Source organism: Citrobacter sp. HN-141 (assembly GCF_033341895.1).
Classification (GTDB): domain Bacteria; phylum Pseudomonadota; class Gammaproteobacteria; order Enterobacterales; family Enterobacteriaceae; genus Citrobacter.
The window spans coordinates 230,797-248,439 of record NZ_JAWPBF010000004.1 but is presented as its reverse complement, the minus strand read 5'-3'; the positions used below and the strand labels follow the sequence as shown (position 1 = coordinate 248,439).

At 48.8% G+C, this 17,643-nt stretch carries 14 protein-coding genes; 7 read left to right on the top strand and 7 right to left on the bottom strand.

Annotation, left to right across the window (positions count from 1 at the left end):
* Nucleotides 1-27: 27 nt before the first annotated feature.
* The 3 genes from RYZ59_RS07250 to dpaL all read right to left on the bottom strand — a co-directional run bounded on the left by RYZ59_RS07250 (nt 28) and on the right by dpaL (nt 4,120).
* Nucleotides 28-1,620 (bottom strand): D-aminoacylase, encoded by a 1,593-nt coding sequence (locus RYZ59_RS07250; protein WP_318045829.1) that lies wholly within the window; start codon nt 1,618-1,620, stop codon nt 28-30.
* Nucleotides 1,621-1,688: 68 nt separating this feature from the next.
* Nucleotides 1,689-2,873, bottom strand: coding sequence for a YgeY family selenium metabolism-linked hydrolase (locus RYZ59_RS07245; protein WP_318045827.1), 1,185 nt, complete (start codon nt 2,871-2,873; stop codon nt 1,689-1,691).
* Between the two features lie 32 nt (nt 2,874-2,905).
* A complete protein-coding gene (gene dpaL, locus RYZ59_RS07240) occupies nt 2,906-4,120 on the bottom strand; it encodes a diaminopropionate ammonia-lyase (protein ID WP_318045877.1) in 1,215 nt (404 codons plus the stop codon).
* Between the two features lie 380 nt (nt 4,121-4,500).
* Here dpaL and RYZ59_RS07235 point away from each other — a divergent pair, with 380 nt between their 5' ends.
* From RYZ59_RS07235 to galE, 7 genes are all read left to right on the top strand, one after another.
* The gene (locus RYZ59_RS07235; RefSeq protein ID WP_318045826.1) at nt 4,501-6,249 is read left to right on the top strand and encodes a sigma-54 interaction domain-containing protein; all 1,749 of its coding nucleotides are present in this window, start codon (nt 4,501-4,503) and stop codon (nt 6,247-6,249) included.
* 322 nt (nt 6,250-6,571) lie between these two features.
* Complete coding sequence (melR, locus tag RYZ59_RS07230; protein WP_137383572.1) at nt 6,572-7,510, top strand: transcriptional regulator MelR; 939 nt, start codon at nt 6,572-6,574, stop codon at nt 7,508-7,510.
* Nucleotides 7,511-7,704: 194 nt separating this feature from the next.
* The gene (gene nhaC, locus RYZ59_RS07225) at nt 7,705-9,165 is read left to right on the top strand and encodes a Na+/H+ antiporter NhaC (RefSeq protein ID WP_318045823.1); all 1,461 of its coding nucleotides are present in this window, start codon (nt 7,705-7,707) and stop codon (nt 9,163-9,165) included.
* A gap of 124 nt (nt 9,166-9,289) precedes the next feature.
* Nucleotides 9,290-10,462 (top strand): PatB family C-S lyase, encoded by a 1,173-nt coding sequence (locus RYZ59_RS07220; protein WP_318045821.1) that lies wholly within the window; start codon nt 9,290-9,292, stop codon nt 10,460-10,462.
* Nucleotides 10,463-10,617: 155 nt separating this feature from the next.
* Complete coding sequence (locus RYZ59_RS07215) at nt 10,618-11,253, top strand: carbonic anhydrase (protein WP_005122990.1); 636 nt, start codon at nt 10,618-10,620, stop codon at nt 11,251-11,253.
* A 153-nt stretch (nt 11,254-11,406) separates the two neighbouring features.
* Nucleotides 11,407-12,345 (top strand): hypothetical protein, encoded by a 939-nt coding sequence (locus tag RYZ59_RS07210; protein ID WP_318045818.1) that lies wholly within the window; start codon nt 11,407-11,409, stop codon nt 12,343-12,345.
* A gap of 66 nt (nt 12,346-12,411) precedes the next feature.
* Nucleotides 12,412-13,428, top strand: a complete 1,017-nt coding sequence (galE, locus tag RYZ59_RS07205) for a UDP-glucose 4-epimerase GalE (protein ID WP_318045816.1) — start codon at nt 12,412-12,414, stop codon at nt 13,426-13,428.
* A 47-nt stretch (nt 13,429-13,475) separates the two neighbouring features.
* Here the strand turns inward: galE and RYZ59_RS07200 are convergent, their stop codons facing one another.
* From RYZ59_RS07200 to RYZ59_RS07185, 4 genes are read right to left on the bottom strand one after another with little or no spacing between them, the layout of a single operon-like run.
* Nucleotides 13,476-14,867, bottom strand: a complete 1,392-nt coding sequence (locus tag RYZ59_RS07200) for a DUF4832 domain-containing protein (RefSeq protein WP_202037971.1) — start codon at nt 14,865-14,867, stop codon at nt 13,476-13,478.
* A gap of 30 nt (nt 14,868-14,897) precedes the next feature.
* Nucleotides 14,898-15,305, bottom strand: a complete 408-nt coding sequence (locus tag RYZ59_RS07195) for a hypothetical protein (RefSeq protein ID WP_101742956.1) — start codon at nt 15,303-15,305, stop codon at nt 14,898-14,900.
* 2 nt (nt 15,306-15,307) lie between these two features.
* Nucleotides 15,308-16,420 carry a glycosyltransferase family 4 protein gene (locus tag RYZ59_RS07190; RefSeq protein WP_318045812.1) on the bottom strand — a complete coding sequence of 371 codons (1,113 nt, stop codon included), beginning with the start codon at nt 16,418-16,420 and terminating at the stop codon, nt 15,308-15,310.
* A 1-nt stretch (nt 16,421) separates the two neighbouring features.
* On the bottom strand, nt 16,422-17,633 hold the full coding sequence (locus RYZ59_RS07185; RefSeq protein ID WP_318045811.1) for a glycosyltransferase family 4 protein: 1,212 nt from the start codon (nt 17,631-17,633) through the stop codon (nt 16,422-16,424).
* Nucleotides 17,634-17,643: the final 10 nt, after the last annotated feature.

Here is a 17,643-nt window from a genome sequence, read left to right as displayed (position 1 = left end):
AGATCCATGCGTGTTTAGCGTTATTTATTAATATTGTTTTCTGATAACAGTACCGCTACAGGCATAACTTTCCGTGCCATTAATTAAGGCAATGCGTCCATTAACCATCACGATTTCAATCCCTTCCGGATACTGGTTAGGTTCAACAAATGTCCCCTTATCCGTAATAGTATTGGGATCGAACATCACAATATCCGCCGCATACCCTACCTTCAGTAATCCGCGATCCTGCAACCCCAACACCTCTGCGGGTTTGCCTGTCATCTTGCGGATTGCCGCCTCCCAGCTCAGGCATCCTTCTTCACGCACGTATTTACCCAGCACACGCGGGAAGGCGCCAAACACACGTGGATGTGGTTTACCCGCGCCCATCAGCCCGTCAGTGCACACGTTCTGTTCCGGCCGGCAGAGAAACTTAATGACGTGCTCTTCAGTGCCGTAAAAATCGACCATGCCAACGGCGTTTTCTTCTTCAAACAGCAGATCGAAGGTGGCGTTGTACGGATCTTTACCGCGCAATTCCCCCAGTTGAACAAGGTTCAGACCAACAGCATCCTGATTTTTCTCTGTCTTGACGCTGGTGACAAAAATCTGGTCCAGGCCTGCAAAATCGATGAAGTTATCCCAACCAGGAATGCCCTGCTGGATATCCTCGATCATTTTGGCGCGCAATTCAGGCGAGGCCAGACGCTCAAGTAGTTTGTCCGTCCCGCCGGAGTGGACCCACGGTGGCAGGATCACGCCGAGCATGGTGCTTCCCGCCACGTAAGGATACTGGTCGTAAGAGATACGGATCCCCTCTTCCTGGGCCTGCTCCAGCATGCCCAGCATCTGGTCAATCAGCCCCCAGTTTTTCTTCCCACAGACTTTCATATGTGAAATATGCAACCAGACGCCGGTAGCTTTAGCGATATCGATCAGTTCCTGCGTTGAACTGATGATATCGTCAGCCTCACTGCGCTGGTGTACCACAAAGATCCCGTCATATTTCGCCGTGACCTTGCACAACTCAATCATTTCGGCGGTATCACCAAAGGCACACGGCATATAGATAAGCCCAGTAGAAAGACCAAACGCACCGGCTTTTAGCTCACGCTCAAGGACTTCACACATCTTCGCCACATCTTCACGCGTGGAAGGGCGTCCATCCAGGCCCATCGCTTCCATGCGTACGTTACCGTGTGGCACCAGATACGCCAGGTTTGTCGCCGGATGTCGGGATGCCAACAGGTTGAGATAGCCGTCCGTGTTTTTATATTTCCAGTCAATTTTGTCGGTGTCGCCGTCCAGTCCGGCAATATTTTTACGCCATGCCGGAATATATTCCTCCGGCAATGGTGCCAGCGCTACGCCATCCTGCCCCAGCAACTCGGTAGTAATCCCCTGGCGGATTTTCGCTGACAGCGCAGGATTAATAATGGCTGACAGGTCAGAGTGTGTGTGAGTATCAATAAAGCCCGGACAAATAATTTTCCCTGTTGCATCAATAACCTGTTCATTGACGCCCACATCAATTTGACCAATTTCGACAATATGCCCTTCATCAACCATTACATCGGCAATTCGGCCTGGATTACCCGTTCCATCAATCACATTTCCGTTTTTAAAAATGGTTTTCATCGTTATTCTCCATGGTGGTGCCGCGAAGCAGCACCACCTGTAAGGTAAGAGGTCTTTATCTTTATTTTTTAACGGCGATAGAGTGTCTGGATGATGCTGTAATAGCCGCGGGCCGAGCCGGTCAACTGATCGATCTCGATATACTCGTCGATGGTATGCGCCAGGTTTTCACGCGACGGCCCAAACCCGATAGTTTTGATCCCCGCTTCCCCCGCGTAGTGGCTGCCGTTAGTGCAAAATGAGTACTGAGTAATCGTTGGCGAGAAACCCGCTTCGCGAACGCCCGCCAGAGCGGCCTGCACGAACTCGTCAGACTCGTCATAAACCCAGCCAGGGAAGAAACGCTCACCCTCAATGGTGGCTCCGGTATAGCAAGACTCCTTGCCAACGGCGTAAGAGACGCGGGCGTTGAACTGCGGGTCCTGGGAGGTTAGCTCGGCAAGTGCGTTTTCCAGTGGCGCAATAACGCTTTCTTTGGTTTCGCCCACCAGCAAGCGGCGATCGTAGGTGGCGCGGCAGTAATCCGGTACCACTGATGCGCCTGGGTATGGCGACGATTTAATGTCTGTCAGTTCCAGAATCCCGGGGCCAAGCACCGGGTGGGTTGGCGGAGCGATGGTGCGAATTTTGTCGATCAACTGCGCCATTTTGTATACCGCGTTAATTCCTGCCTGCGGGTTGGCGGAGTGTGCTGGCTTACCAAAGGTTTCAACCACAATTTCAGCACGGCCACGCTGGCCGATTTTCAGATTCAGTTCAGAAGCTTCACCAATAATGACGTAATCAGGCTGATAGCGCTCACTGACCAGACGAGCGGCAATGCCTTCAAAACACTCTTCATGAACGATACAGGCGACGTAAATTTTCCCGGCGAAATTGCGCTGATTATCCTGGCCGAAAAAACCCACGGCGGAGATCATCGCAGCAACAGCACCTTTCATATCGGTGGTGCCACGGCCATAAATTTTGCCATCGTCAATATCACCGCCGTACGGGTTGCGGGTCCACTTCTCTTCGTTCACCGGCACAGTATCGATATGACCATCCAGAACCAGCGTTTTCCCCGGCTGATTTCCCACAATACCGCCGACGATATTGCCGTATTTATCAACATGGATGTCGTCGAACTGGTAATGCTGCATCATTGTTTTTATGGCATTTACCACGTCCCCTTCCTGACCGGAATAGCTTTTTTGCTGGATCAGCGCCTGGCAATTTTTAATAACTTCTTCAATACGGGTTGCAGATAACATGGGTTTCTCCGTTAATGCTCTCAATCAGGAAATTATTTATTGATGCCCGGGTATTGACCGCCCCAGACAATATCCAAATATTGTTGCGGGTCGGTATCACCTTCGGTACTTATCAGCAACACGCGGGAATGCTCATCCAGACCCAGTTGCTCACGGGTTGGTGCCAAATCCGGGGAGGTCATCAACAGCGCCAGAAGACCTGTCGTGACGGCCCCAGATTCACCTGAAATAATGTGTGGGTCTCCCGCCAGCGGATTACCCAACATACGCATCCCCAGCGCCGCGACTTCATCAGGGCAGGAAGCAAATGCGGTGGCATAATCACGCAGTAACTTCCAGCCAATGCTGTTTGCCTCACCGCAGGCCAGACCCGCCATCACGGTCTGTAAATCGCCGCCTACCGCAACAGCATCCCCCTCTTTTGCACGAGCTGAACGATAGAGACAGTCAGCAATTAGCGCTTCGGCGACGATCACTTTCGGACGATTTTCGCCCCACGCGGCCGTCACCATGCCCTGCACCATTCCCGCAAATGAACCCACACCGGCCTGAACGAAAACATGCGTCGGGGCAACCTGATGGAGCTGATCAATCGCCTCCAGCATCAGCGTGCCGTAGCCCTGCATAATCCACAGTGGGATCTTTTCGTATCCTTCCCAGGCCGTGTCCTGGACAACGATCCAGCCATACTTTTGCGCCTGATCCGCGGTCATACGCACGGCATCGTCATAGTTCATATCCACGATTTCTGCGGTAGCCCCTTCATTGCGAATTGATGCCAGCCGCTGCTGTGAAGAGCCTTTCGGCATGTAAACCACCGCATTTTGCTTTAACTGGCGCGCCATCCACGCTACACCGCGCCCGTGGTTACCGTCGGTGGTGGTGGCAAATGTCACGGTCTTCAGGTCATGGCGTACTGCTTCACTGGTCATGACATCAAACGGTAATTCGCTGATATCCTTCCCCACTAATTCCGCGATATGGCATGCCATCGCGTAGGCACCGCCCAGCGCTTTGAACGCTTTCAGGCCAAAACGCTGAGACTCATCTTTGAGGTAAATATTTTTTACGCCCAGTTTTTGAGAAAGTGCCGGCAGCGTATACAGCGGCGTCGGAGCATATCCCGGAATAGACCGATGAAAATTCAACGCTTTTACCAGTTCCTGGCGACTAAAGGGTGCCAGCGGTGCGTTCGGGTGTTCGGTAAACGGCGTCTGGTTGATAAAAAATGATAAGTTTTGCTGCATCATAAAACCTCATTGTCCTGGTAATTCATTCCCTGTAATCGGTGTAATACAGAGTTATTTACGCTATCGGTAATCCATAAGAGCAAAATGCTTACCAGTTTTTTAGAAAATGAGGAAAAACTTATAAATAATTTAATAAATGCTTTTATTTCAATATATTAATCAATTTTTGATGATGGCAAGGTAAAAACAGCCGTCGTTAGTTTATCGCCTGATTTTGATAAATTCTCATAAATGATAAATAGTGTGATCACGAAAGATAAAATTAAAAAAACATCCAAAAACAACGCAGTAGATTGATTTTTCGCAAATCAATTTTGCAATGATTCGCCTATTTATCATTTTCCTTGAGAAATGAGACACCTTGCCGGAGAAGTATCATGATTTCAGTACTGAGCAATATTCAGGATGATATATGCAATTATGCCGATGCTATTTCTGGCATTACCGGGACTGATGTAGAAATCATTGATGAATCTTTAATGCGCATTGCTGGCACCGGTAAATACCGACATATGCTCAATGAGAACGTGGCAAAAAATGGTTATATCTATCGGCATGTTTTGCAGGTCCGTGAGACGGTCTTGATCAAAAACCCCGGTGAACATCCTCTATGTCAGCTGTGTGAAAAACACCATTACTGCTCTGAAATGCTGGATTTGAATGCCCCTATTTTCCTCAATAACCGCGTCATTGGGGTGATCGGCATTATTTGCTCCACGCAAACACAGCGTGACACCTTGCTTAGCCAGATCGATAAATTTGTCACGTTTATAGAGCAAATTGCCGTCATGATCTCCAGTAAGGTCTTTGAATGCCTGGAACGCTTACGCGCGCAGGAGACGCTCGGCGCCTTTCGTCGTCTGATTGATGCCATGGATCGCGGCGTTGTGGCCATTGATGGCAAGGGCCGCATCTGGCATGCCAACCATTCAGCAGATCGCATACTTAACCGTGAGGTTCAGGGATTACCCCTGACCATTGAAACGACCGGAGACAGTTTGTATGGCGATGAGGAAGCATGGCTGACGCTTGAAGGGCAAAAACACCATGTGCTGTGTAAACAGATCTCGCTCTCGTCACTGGATAACGACCGATTAACCATGGTTATCTTTCGCGATGCGCACGACTACCTGAGCACGATTGCCCCCTCGCCATATGAGTCTGACACACAGGTACGTCTGATTGGCCATTCCCCCTCAATGGAACAACTCAGAAGTACTATTGGCAAAATCGCCAACAGCTATGCCAGTGTACTGATCACCGGGGAAAGTGGTTCCGGTAAAGAAGTTGTGGCATTTGCCATTCATCAGAGCAGTCCGCGTAAAGCCGCCCCTTTCGTGACCATCAACTGCGCCGCTATCCCTGAACAACTCCTGGAAAGCGAACTGTTTGGCTACGTACGCGGCGCATTCAGCGGTGCCGATCCCAAAGGACGTGTGGGAAAATTTGAGCTGGCCAATGGGGGTAGCCTGTTCCTCGACGAGATTGGCGATATGCCACTGCATTTGCAGGCCAAGCTGCTCAGGGTACTGCAGGAAAAAGCCATCACCCGTGTGGGGTCCAACAACACCATCAATATCGACGTGCGGATTATTGCCGCAACCAACAAAAACATCAGCGCGATGGTCGAAAATAATCAGTTTCGTGAAGATCTTTTCTACCGCCTGAACGTGGTGCCATTGGTTCTCCCTTCCCTGCGCGAACGACGGGCGGATATCGCCCTCCTGGCACAATATTTTGCCGATGAATTTTCGCTAAGCTACCAGCGACCACCGCAGAAACTTCCCGATGATGTTATTAACCGTCTTTATGCCTGGCACTGGCCGGGCAACATCCGAGAACTGCGCAACGTCATCGAGTACATTTTTGTCATGCGCGGAGAAGCCGCCGGGATCAACGCCAGCCATCTGCCCCCTTACCTGCTTACCGCAGCCGATGGCAGAAAAAGCACAATGATGGCGCAACCTCGCCAGCTTGCCCATCAGGGTAAACACGCTGAAAGAGATGCCATTGAAAACGCCATACAGCGATTTGGTTCAAGCGTTGAGGGTAAGAAACAAGCCGCGACAGAACTGGGGATCAGCATTGCCACGCTGTACCGAAAAATAAAACTGTACGGGTTATGATTTCCCCTGCGTCCGCCACGGGCAGTCAATGCCTGATGGCGCTGCGCTTATCAGGCCTACGTTTCACAGGCTTTAGTAGGCCGGATAAGGCATCAGCGCCGCCATCCAGCAGGTACAGCAAAGTGCCTTATGGTTGAGCGCTTTTAAAATTAAACCTCGCCATTCCCGCTATCTCAGATCGGCAATCAACAGGCACAGGATCTGAGTTTTTGGGAATAATTTCGCGAAAATGGAGAGAAAACGGTGATTTTTTTCGGTTAAGCTATGTTCATGCTTTGGCGCTACCTCATGGTCAAATTCACTTTTCAGGAACCAATCCGTAATGGCTAAAAGTATTCCGCAGCTGCCGCATGATCCCCATATGTGTCGCAGCTATGAAAAAAAGACTCGTAGCCCACTGGCACTCTATTCAGAGTATCAGCGTATGGATGTCGAGTTGCGGGAGCCGCTGGCCATGACTTACAGTCACTGGCATGGGCAGGTTGAAGTGAATGTGCCATTTGATGGTGATGTTGAGTACCTGTTCAATGACGAAGTAGTACAGAGCAAACAAGGCTTTATCACACTGTTCTGGGCGTGTACCCCTCATCAGCTCACGAATGCTGGGCACTGTAAGCAAATGGCTATCTTCAACTTGCCCATGCATTTATTTTTGTCCTGGCCGCTGGATAGAGAGCTGATTAATCACGTGACGCACGGCAGGGTGATTACCTCGTCGGCATCCCAGCAGCTTAGCGCTTTTGAGGTTCAACGTTGGCAAAATGAGCTCAACAGCGATAACGAACAGATTCGTCAGTTAGCCATTGATGAAATCGCCCTGATGCTCAAGCGGTTTAGCCTCTCAGGCTGGCGGACAGTATTGGGAAACCAAACTGTACGGACCCAGAAGAACAGCATTTCGCGGCATTCACAATTTTACGTCAGCCAGATGCTGGAATTTATTGCCGCCAACTGTGACAAATTGCTGACCGTCGAGGCCATTGCCGATCACGTCAAACTTAATCCTAATTATGCGATGGGTATCTTTCATCGCGTAATGCAACTGACGATGAAACAATATATTACGGCGATGCGCATCAACCATGTACGGGCATTACTCAGCGACACCGATAAAACCATTCTGGATATCGCGATGATTGCAGGTTTTCGCTCCAGCAGTCGATTTTATAGCTCATTTCATAAATACGTCGGTATGCCGCCTCAGCAGTATCGCAAGCTCAGCCAGCAACGCCGAAATCATCCACCTTATGCGGAGGGATAATTGACTATCAAATCTATCTCTTATTTTACTGCTGAAATATGAACATCATAACAGCAGGCCAGAACAGATCGCCTGAAACAGTTAATAAAATAGAGTTCGATCATCAACTCACGTAACTACGCCACTCCGTTATTGATTGGCCTGTAGCAGGTATTTCTTTGGCTTGTTCAACCGTTAACGATTGGGATGGAATTATGGAACAAAATAGCTGTACCTCACACGACAGAAAAAAACTCTCTTTCTTTTGGTCAGTATTACCGATGCTTATCATGCTGGGCGGGATTAGCATCGGATATTTTATATTCAATATTCGCGCTGAACCGATGATCCTGATGGGCACGGCAGCCGCTTCATTTATCGCCATTGCTCATGGCTATACATGGGATGATATTCTGCAATCGATTTGCAATAAAATATCAGAAGCACTACCCGTCATTCTGATTGTCGCCAGTATCGGTTTTTTGATTGGTTCCTGGATGGTATCAGGTACCATCCCGATGATGATCTATTATGGTTTGAAGTGGATTAACCCCCAGTATTTTTATATTTCAGCATTTATGCTGGGTGCATTGATTTCAGTGTGTACCGGCACCTCATGGGGTTCCATTGGTACCGTCGGAATTGCCATGATTGGTGTGGCCATTGGCCTTAATGTCTCTCTGCCCATCGCCGCTGGCGCCATTGTTTCAGGTTGCTGGTTTGGCGATAAACTCTCGCCGGTCTCTGATTCAACCAATATGGCGGCACTGGCTGCCGGTGTAAATCTGTATTCCCATATTGGCCATTTGCTGTGGACCACCGGTCCGGGATTCATTATTTGCTGCGTGGTGTATAGCTATATGGGTATGGGCATTGATGCCTCAGCCAGTGCACCAGAAAATATCACTCATTTAATGAACGCTATCGGCCAGATTTATCAGTTCAACCTTCTGTTGTTGCTACCGCCGATTATCGTTTTGTACGGCTCACTGTCGAAAAAACCGCCTATCCCGATGCTGTTTTTGTCCACCATCGTATCAATGATTCTGGCTCTGGTTTTTCAACAATTCAGCGCATCTTCGGTCGGCGAATCCGTGGTCAGTGGCTTTAAGCTCGCGATGCTTACCGGAGATCATATTCCTGCACTGTCATCTGATGTCTCACGCTTATTAGAGCGAGGCGGTGCAATCTCTATGTTCAGCAGCTTTGTGACCGTCTTCAGCGCCTTTAGTTTTGCTGGCGCCATGAGCGCGACAGGCTCCCTGCACACGGTCATTAACGCGCTGACAAAAGGGGTTCAATCAACATTCCGCCTGGTCGCTACCACCATTGTTACGACGTTCACCATCTGCGCCTGTACCGCCAATGGAACCTTACCGTTGTTATTGTGCGGCGATGCCTTTAAAGATGAATACAAAAAACGTGGACTGGCCGCGAAGAACCTTTCGCGAACCACCGAAGATGCCGGAACCGTTGTCGAACCTATTATTCCGTGGTCTGCTTCGGGCGTTTATTGCGCCACTATGCTGGGCGTGGCAACTCTTGATTACCTGCCATGGGCAATCCTCTGCTACAGCGGCGTTATTTTTGCATTGCTGTGGGCCGCAACCGGTATCGGTATTGCTAAATATGAACCAAATGAAGCTACAGAGCATATGGTTGAGCAAAAATCATAGGCTAATACGTAGCTAAATATTAGCTATCACCAGGGTAAATTTAATATATCAATTAGATATACATAAACATTCTGCGCTTTTTGCGTTGCGTAAACTATTTTCAGAGACTTTCCAGGAGTCAGCAATGTCTTTGTTTGATGATATTGTCACAAGGGATGTTAATTGTCGCAAATACGGACAATTACAACAAATGTACGGTACCAGCGATGTATTACCACTGTGGATTGCGGATATGGATTTTGTTACGCCAGATCCCATCATGAATACGTTACGCACCGTAGTAGAACAGCCTGTTCAGGGCTATAACCTGGATTATCCGCAATGGAAAGAGTCCGTTATCCAGTGGTACGCAAAACAATATAATGCCGAGCTTAAATCGCACTGGCTGCATTTTGTTCCCGGCGTTATAAAAACCATTGTCATGTCCTTGCTGGCACTTACCCGCACGGGAGACAATATATTAACCTGTACCCCAATATATGACCCCTACCCTAACCTGGTGAAAACCAGCGGCAGGCATTTACTCCAGACCCGTCTCATTGAAAAAGACGGTTGCTATGAATTTGACTGGCAAGATTTCAGCGAGAAACTTAAACAGTGCAAAATGTTTCTTTTTCCCTCGCCACATAATCCTGGTGGAATGGTGTGGTCACGGGAAACGCTTGAAAAAATCAGTCACTATTGCCAGCAGGCCGGCGTCATCATTCTCTCCGATGAAGTGCATAGCGATTTAACCCTGCCAGGTAAGCAACACCTGCCCTTTTTTACCCTCGATGACGCAGTAGGAAGTCAGTCAATCGTACTGACCTCTGTTAGCAAGACCTTCAACACGGCGGCGATCCAGGGAGGGATAGCTATTATAAAGAATGATGAACTGCGTCACCGGTTCTATCATTTTCTCGATAACTGTTATCTTGCAGAGACTCACTCACTGCAACAGGCAACGATTTATAGCGCCTATACCCATTGCGGTGACTGGCATCGGGAATTATTGGCTTATCTGGCTGATAATGTAGCATTTGTTAGAAATGAAATCGAAATGCACTGTCCGTTGATCTCGATTGTCTATGGTGGCGCATCCTATCTGCTCTTTCTGAATGCCGAAAGAATGGCGCTTAGCGAAACGCAGCTAAGCGATTTTTTTGTCCATGAAGCCAGACTTGGCCTGTCACCGGGGTCACAATATGGTCCAGGCGGAGAGGGGCACATGCGTCTGAACGTTGGCTGCCCGCGCGCCGTACTGGTAGAGGCGATGAACAGACTAAAAGCGGCATACCAGAAACGGCAGAACGCCTAACGCAGACCGCGACGCTTGCCCTGCTTCGTCAGGGCAACATTGCCCAAAGATAGTGACCGAACTGCTATAAAGTCTTTCCCTTCTGTCGGCTGGTGTTAAACTGGAAAGTGTGATCTTCATCATAACCTGCTTAAACAGAGAAAAGAGACACTGCTATGCAACATATCATTGAGGGCTTCCTCAACTTCCAAAAAGAGATTTTCCCTCAACGTAAGGAACTCTTCCGCAGCCTGGCATCCAGCCAGAATCCTAAAGCGCTTTTCATCTCCTGTTCTGACAGCCGACTGGTGCCAGAGTTAGTGACGCAGCAAGAGCCAGGACAGCTTTTCGTTATCCGTAACGCCGGTAATATCGTACCGTCTTTTGGCCCGGAGCCTGGCGGCGTGTCTGCGACCATTGAGTACGCGGTCGTTGCTTTAGGCGTGACGGATATCGTTATCTGTGGTCACTCCAACTGCGGTGCGATGAAAGCCATCGCAGAAAGCCAACCCCTGGACCCGATGCCTGCTGTCGCCCACTGGTTGCACTATGCCGATGCCGCGAAAGCCGTGGTTGAAAAGAAAACCTGGGCTAACGAAATCGATAAAGTAAATGCCATGGTGGAAGAAAACGTGATTGCCCAGTTGAACAACATTAAAACGCATCCTTGCGTGGCTGTTGGCCTGCGTAACAACGCGATTCGTCTGCACGGCTGGGTCTACGACATCGAAAGCGGAGAAATTCGTACTCTGGATAAGAACAGCAAAACTTACGTTTCGCTGGCCGATAATCCACACGTCCATTTCGAGTAAATCAGTACTGGAGCACGGATGCTCTGGCAATCCTTCCACTACGATTTCTGTTAGTAGACAAACACTCCTCTTGCGACTAGCTTTTAAACTAGCCATCAGTGTGGCCGTCGTGGAACCCGCAATAGATTAAGCGATAAAAAGGAGCAGGTACGCATGCGAACGAAAAATAACAGACTGATTAATATGTTATTTTTTCATGAGTCGTGGGATATTATGATCCTGAAAAATAATGGTTCGCATACCTTTCCCACTAATACGCTGGAAATTCTGAACCGCACCCGAGCCCAACAGCTCAAAAAGAAATATACCTTTCAGGCAGATCCTTTCATTATTGAAAAAGACAATAAAGTTTATGTTTTTTATGAAGCATTAAGCTTTCGTAATTCGCAAGGTATTCTGCGCTGCCGTATCCTTGATGCTAACCTGGTTGAGCTTGAGGATGTGAAACTCGACGGTTTTGATAACCTAAAATGCCATTTATCATTTCCTTTTTTATTTTACAGCAACGATCAGCTTTTCATGATCCCGGAGTCTTCAGAAAGGAAAGAGGTTATCTTATTCCAGTCGATAGAGTTCCCTACGCGCTGGAAACAGGTAAAAGTATTAGTACCTGACCAGGCGCTCACCGATAACGTCGTCGTCTCGTTGCATGAAAATCTTTATCTTTTATCCACCACGATGGAAGATGAGTTAGTTATCCATACAGCCAGTGATGTAACCGGGCCATGGCAAAAAATAATGCCCACGCTTAACCTGTCGAATCAACACCCCCGGGGCGCTGGCGCACCACACTGCGTTGATAATAAACTCTATTTCCTCACTCAGGAATGCACACCAGAGACGTACGGAAAGTCAATTTATATCAAAGAGTTAATCACGCTTAACGCATCCAGCTTTGATGAGCGTTTGATTGCGCAGATCAATGCCAGCATCAACCAAAGCGAGGGCGTCCACACACTGAACTTCACCGATAACTATATCGTGTATGACAGTAAGATAAGCAAATTCAGCCTGTTTTCTATACTTAAAAAAATATCTTATAAATGCCGGGTGAAATATCGGAATTTTTACCTTAACCGACGCCACCCATAACGTTTATTTATGCCGGTGGCATTAATGAATTAATGATAGTTTGCAAAAAATATATCTGGAGACAGTATGGCAATTTTAGTCACTGGTGGTGCTGGTTATATTGGCTCACATACCGTGCTGACGCTTCTGGAAAGAGGTGATGATGTTGTGGTCATCGATAACCTCTCCAACTCCTCACAAACATCCCTCGACAGGGTTGCGGAACTGACCGGTAAAGCGCCCATCGTTTATATTGCTGATGTGCTGAACAACGATGTTCTGAAAACGATTTTCTCTAACCATAACATCACCGATGTCATTCATTTTGCTGGATTAAAATCAGTTTCAGAATCAATAAAAGAGCCGCTTGCCTACTATGACAATAATGTCACCGGCACGCTGGTTTTACTACGTGAGATGCTGGCTGCGGGAGTGAAGCGCTTTATTTTCAGCTCTTCCGCCACGGTATACGGCAACCCGGAAAGCGTTCCATTAAGTGAACAATCGCCAACCGGTGGTACCACCAATCCGTATGGCACATCAAAATTAATGGTCGAGCAAATTCTGGCTGACTTTTCCCGCGCACAGCCCGATTTCCGGATCACTTGCCTACGCTACTTTAACCCAGTCGGCGCGCATCCATCGGGCAGGATTGGCGAAGATCCGAATGGTATCCCCAACAATCTGGTACCGTATATTTCTCAGGTGGCGATTGGCAAGCTGGAAAGCGTGTCGGTCTATGGAAATGACTATCCAACCCCCGACGGTACCGGTGTGCGTGATTACATCCATGTGATGGATCTGGCAACTGGCCATTTAGCGGCCCTGGATTGCCAGGAAAAAGGGGCGGCATACAAAGTCTTCAATCTCGGTACCGGTATCGGGTATTCCGTACTTAACCTGATTGCAGCCTTCGAGAAAGCGGCGCAAACCCGCATTAATTATAAGATTGTGGGCAGAAGGCCCGGGGATATTGCCGAGTGTTGGTCAGACCCGTCGTTAGCACGAAAAGAGTTGGGATGGCAGGCCATCTACACCCTGGATGAAATGATACGCGACACCTGGAACTGGCAAAAAAACAATCCGGATGGCTATCACGTTTAGTTTTCAATGATAAGGAGCCTGATGGCCAGGCTCCTTACTACGGCAGGTTACTTCACCGTTACCGCAGAGACGCGATACCAACCGTTGCTCTGCTTCCCTTCATTGGCAAAGTTAATTCTTGCCGCACCGGATTTATCCACTATCGCCGCTTCAAGAGCATATTTCCCTTTTGGCAGCGTCCCGGGCATCGGCATCGGGTAACTTAGTGGGTGCTCTCCGGGCAGCCACTGACGTATATCTTCCGGGACATTCCCTTGTGCCACCACCTTATTGGCCTCATCAACCAGACGAAATGCCAGCCTGTAGGGCAGGTAAATCGGCGCATTACCCTCATTATACCAGGTGCTTGTCAGGGTGAGTTCTTGTCCACCTTCCCAGACTGACTCATGGCTCAGGGATGCTAAGCGAAACCGATAGCCCAGTTTTGTCAGCGCCTCGTCGACAATTGGACGATACTCACGGGGCACTGTTCTCGATTTCAGGTTAATCGTACTGGTGTGCTGCTTCACCGCCCAGTCAAAAATCCCCTGCACTTCCTCTCGCGTATAGTGAAACGTATTTTTCCAGTCCTGCATGTACGAGCAGATCTCAAAACTCACTGGCGCATGTTTCCAGGCATCGTTAAATCCTGAATAGCTTTTCTGTGCGGCCTGCAGCCGTTGCGGATAATCATCCGCCATATGATTCCATGAAGCAGAAAACACGCGGAGATCGCCCAGGCAGTCCGCCCGCCAGCCCGCCCCGCGCGCGACCGCATTCGCCAGACTTTGCCCACCACTCATCAACATGATTTTTGGCGTGTTGGGGAAAGCAGAGAAATGCATCGTCACATAGCGATCTAACTGCGCCGTGGTGTAGCGCTCCAGCAATGGCTTCAGCATCGGGAAGTTGCTGTTATGCCACTCTCCCCACGCCCCCACCATGCCGATATCCACGAAAGCCAGGTTCTCGTTACCATCATAGCGCTTACCCATCGCGTTCAGCAGGCGCTGGCTATATTCAATAAATAGAGGATCGTCTAAATCAGGGATAAAGGTTTTTTTGTCCGGCGTCCAGGTTCCCTTTACGCCTTTTTTAATCAACCAGTCGGGAATTTGTGAACCGGTTTCCGGCTCAGCAAGCGCCATAAAGCGCAGTCCGACGTTCATCGCCGGTCGATGCGCCGCGGCATACCTGAAGGCGTCATCAACCAGTGCAAAATTGTACTGGCCTTCGACAGGCTCAAGGTCACGCCAGTAAAAGCGCTCATATTCAAAGCCGGTGTCGGGATAATCCGCCAGTCCAAGCGTTTCACCGTATCCCTGATGAAAACTGGCGACCCCGATACCTGGGTTTGTCAGTGGGCCCGTCAATGCTTTGGGCGTTACGGTCGTTAATGCGGCCAGTACCGTCAGCGGACAGAACAGACACAACAGCGCAGAAAACCATTTACACTTCATCGCAGTGACGCCTCCACAGGTTTGTTAACACTAGCGGTCTTTCAGGCTTAACCACCAGTCCCAAATACCCACGTGAAAATGTTGGAATACATCAATACCCAATGCGGATTTGATCATGTATAGCGTCAGTAATACGCAGCAGGTGACAAACAGCGTACCTAGCAGCAGCAAAAAAGTGAGCAACATGGTCGATAAGGTCGACTCCTGACGATGCCGCTGACGTAAGTCTCTGCCGAATAAAAAAACCAGATAAAAGCGTTTACCGAAAAATGGAAAACTTCTGCGGATATCGATTCGATGTCTTGATGCCAGAGTGCTGGCGACGATCGCTTTCTCGATCCCGTCTTTTTGTTCCGGAGTCAGTCCCTCCGATATATGCTCATCAAGTTGCGCATAAAATCGTTCGATGACGGGGGGGCGATTCTGAGGACTGGTCAAAATTAACCTATATCTTTATCAATTGAGTGATAGACATTGACTGTTTTTCTGGCAATTTCCTGCCAGTCATAATTTTGCAAATAGACATGATAGTCCATGCTATTTGCGTTGGCCCAGGCGGTTAATTTATCAGCAAGACTGGACAATGAGCCGACCCGAAAATAGGCCTCAGACGGCAACTGCACTTCCAAATTTGCGGGAATGTCGCTCACCACCGCCGGGAGGGAATACGACATCGCCTCCAGAAGCGCAATCGGTAGTCCTTCATGGTAGGAAGGCATAACGAAAAGCCTGGCCTGCGAAAACACCGCCTGAAGTTCATCTCCCCTTAAAAATCCGGTCATCACCACGCCAGGGGTATCAGCGGCAAGCTGCTTGAGTCGAATACTGTATTCCGTTGGGTGATCGGCATCGCCAATGAGCACTAGCGGCTGTTGCAAACCACTTTGTTTGTACGCAGCGATAGCATCATGCATCCCCTTTTCTTCCACAAACCGTCCGACCACCACGAAATAGTTTTTCGCCTCGAGTCCAAAGCGGGCAAGTGTGGCATGAAGGGTTTGATCTGATAACGGACGGGGTTTATTGACGCCGTTAAAAATCAAATGCGCATCATAGCGAGCATGTTTTTTCTGAATCAGTTGGTTAATGACCTCAGAAATCACTATCACCTCATTGGCATATCTCACCGCCCAGCGTTCACCCAGCAGCAATATTTTTTTGGCGACAAATCCCCATTTTTGACGATCGTAATCAGGCCCGTGGTGGGTAAAAACAACCTTCTTACCTAACACGCGTAATAATGGGATCACCAAACCCGGCCCTATAGCATGGACATGCACAATATCAGAACCGTCGACACAGGTTCTAAACGCCGCTAAAACGGAATGCACAATCGCTTCCAGTGACCGTTTTTTAGGTGCCCACAGCGCATAGGTCTCAACTTTCTTATAAGAAGATCGTTTGTAGCTAACATACGGCGAGCGGGCGATAACACAAATATCAACGTCAAACTGTTGTTTAATCGCCGGATAAAGATTCTGGCAGTGGGTTTCCACACCGCCCAATACATCCGGAATACCACGGGTACCAAAAACCGTTATTTTTTTACTCATTCTATGGCCTGCTCAGAAGTTCTTTATATAGCGCCTGTAAGGTATCCATATGTTTGCTAAGCGCATATTTTTCACTCAGGCGCGCGCGACCCCGTAAGCCCATAACGCGTGCTTTATCCGGGTCATCAACCAGAGCATCCATCGCCTTCGCCAGTTCCTGCGCATTACCCGGCTCAAATAAAAGCCCTTCAATACCGTCGCGTATTTGTTCGGGGATCCCGCCAATGCGCGACCCGATCACCGGTTTCGCGAAAGACATCGCCTCCAGTACCGCCATTGAGCAGTTTTCATAACATTCAGAGGGGAGGATCACCACGCGGGCATGCTTAATGAGCGTATTGAGGGCATCCCCTTGTTGTACATAACCTAAAAATTCAGCGTCCGGGTATTTCGCCACTAACTCGTCATGCAACGGACCGTGGCCCACTATTTTTAGCGGAGCCGGGTTACGCATTTTCTGATGAGCGGCCAGCAACGTTGCCACACCCTTTTCACGGCTCAGGCGGCCGAAGTACAGTATATAACCGTCATCGACGACCTCATCAATGGGCTGGCTATCATCAACACCATTGACGATCACATCGATTCGCGATTTCGGCAACGTTCGGAGTAACACGCCGCGTAAAAAGACGCTGGGTGAAACAATCACATCCAGAGCCTGATAATTTTGGGCAATGTATTGCCAGGTCGCTTCTAACGAGAGTAGCAAGCTTTTCGAGGCAGAGCCTTCCTGACAGCGATAGCGGAAGGCATTGAAAACGGTACCGGTGATACAGGCATCACACACCTTCCCATCACGTAACATGGAGTATGCAGGACAGACAATCTTATAGTCGTGCGCCGTCAGCACCGTTTTACAACCAAAATTACGCGCCACTTTAATCAACGCCGGCGTCAACTGATGGTAAATATTATGAAAGTGAACGATATCAGGGTGTTCTTTTTGTAAAAGCGCCAGCATTTTTTTGCAGGCCTGGGTGTTATGAATAAAGTTAACCGCGGTTTTGATGCCCCCCAACAGATTACTCTCTTGATGGTAATCGACATTGCTGACGAAATAATCCGCATAATCAGAGGGGAAATTTTTCTCATGCTGCATGGAAAAATCAATGACCTGGACACCAGCCTGTTTCAGCATGTCGCGTTCTTGAAAATAAACCGTTTCCGCGCCGCCTTTGATGAAAAAAAACTTGTTAACTAATAATACTTTCATGGCGCCTGCC

Excerpts from the sequence above, each read along its gene's own strand:
- RYZ59_RS07215 (WP_005122990.1), top strand. The coding sequence starts at position 10,618 with ATGCAACATATCATTGAGGGCTTCCTCAACTTCCAAAAAGAGATTTTC.
- RYZ59_RS07210 (WP_318045818.1), top strand. The coding sequence starts at position 11,407 with ATGCGAACGAAAAATAACAGACTGATTAATATGTTATTTTTTCATGAG.
- RYZ59_RS07235 (WP_318045826.1), top strand. The coding sequence starts at position 4,501 with ATGATTTCAGTACTGAGCAATATTCAGGATGATATATGCAATTATGCC.
- RYZ59_RS07190 (WP_318045812.1), bottom strand. The coding sequence starts at position 16,420 with ATGAGTAAAAAAATAACGGTTTTTGGTACCCGTGGTATTCCGGATGTA.
- RYZ59_RS07200 (WP_202037971.1), bottom strand. The coding sequence starts at position 14,867 with ATGAAGTGTAAATGGTTTTCTGCGCTGTTGTGTCTGTTCTGTCCGCTG.
- RYZ59_RS07220 (WP_318045821.1), top strand. The coding sequence starts at position 9,290 with ATGTCTTTGTTTGATGATATTGTCACAAGGGATGTTAATTGTCGCAAA.
- RYZ59_RS07250 (WP_318045829.1), bottom strand. The coding sequence starts at position 1,620 with ATGAAAACCATTTTTAAAAACGGAAATGTGATTGATGGAACGGGTAAT.
- nhaC (WP_318045823.1), top strand. The coding sequence starts at position 7,705 with ATGGAACAAAATAGCTGTACCTCACACGACAGAAAAAAACTCTCTTTC.
- RYZ59_RS07185 (WP_318045811.1), bottom strand. The coding sequence starts at position 17,633 with ATGAAAGTATTATTAGTTAACAAGTTTTTTTTCATCAAAGGCGGCGCG.
- galE (WP_318045816.1), top strand. The coding sequence starts at position 12,412 with ATGGCAATTTTAGTCACTGGTGGTGCTGGTTATATTGGCTCACATACC.
- dpaL (WP_318045877.1), bottom strand. The coding sequence starts at position 4,120 with ATGCAGCAAAACTTATCATTTTTTATCAACCAGACGCCGTTTACCGAA.
- RYZ59_RS07245 (WP_318045827.1), bottom strand. The coding sequence starts at position 2,873 with ATGTTATCTGCAACCCGTATTGAAGAAGTTATTAAAAATTGCCAGGCG.
- melR (WP_137383572.1), top strand. The coding sequence starts at position 6,572 with ATGGCTAAAAGTATTCCGCAGCTGCCGCATGATCCCCATATGTGTCGC.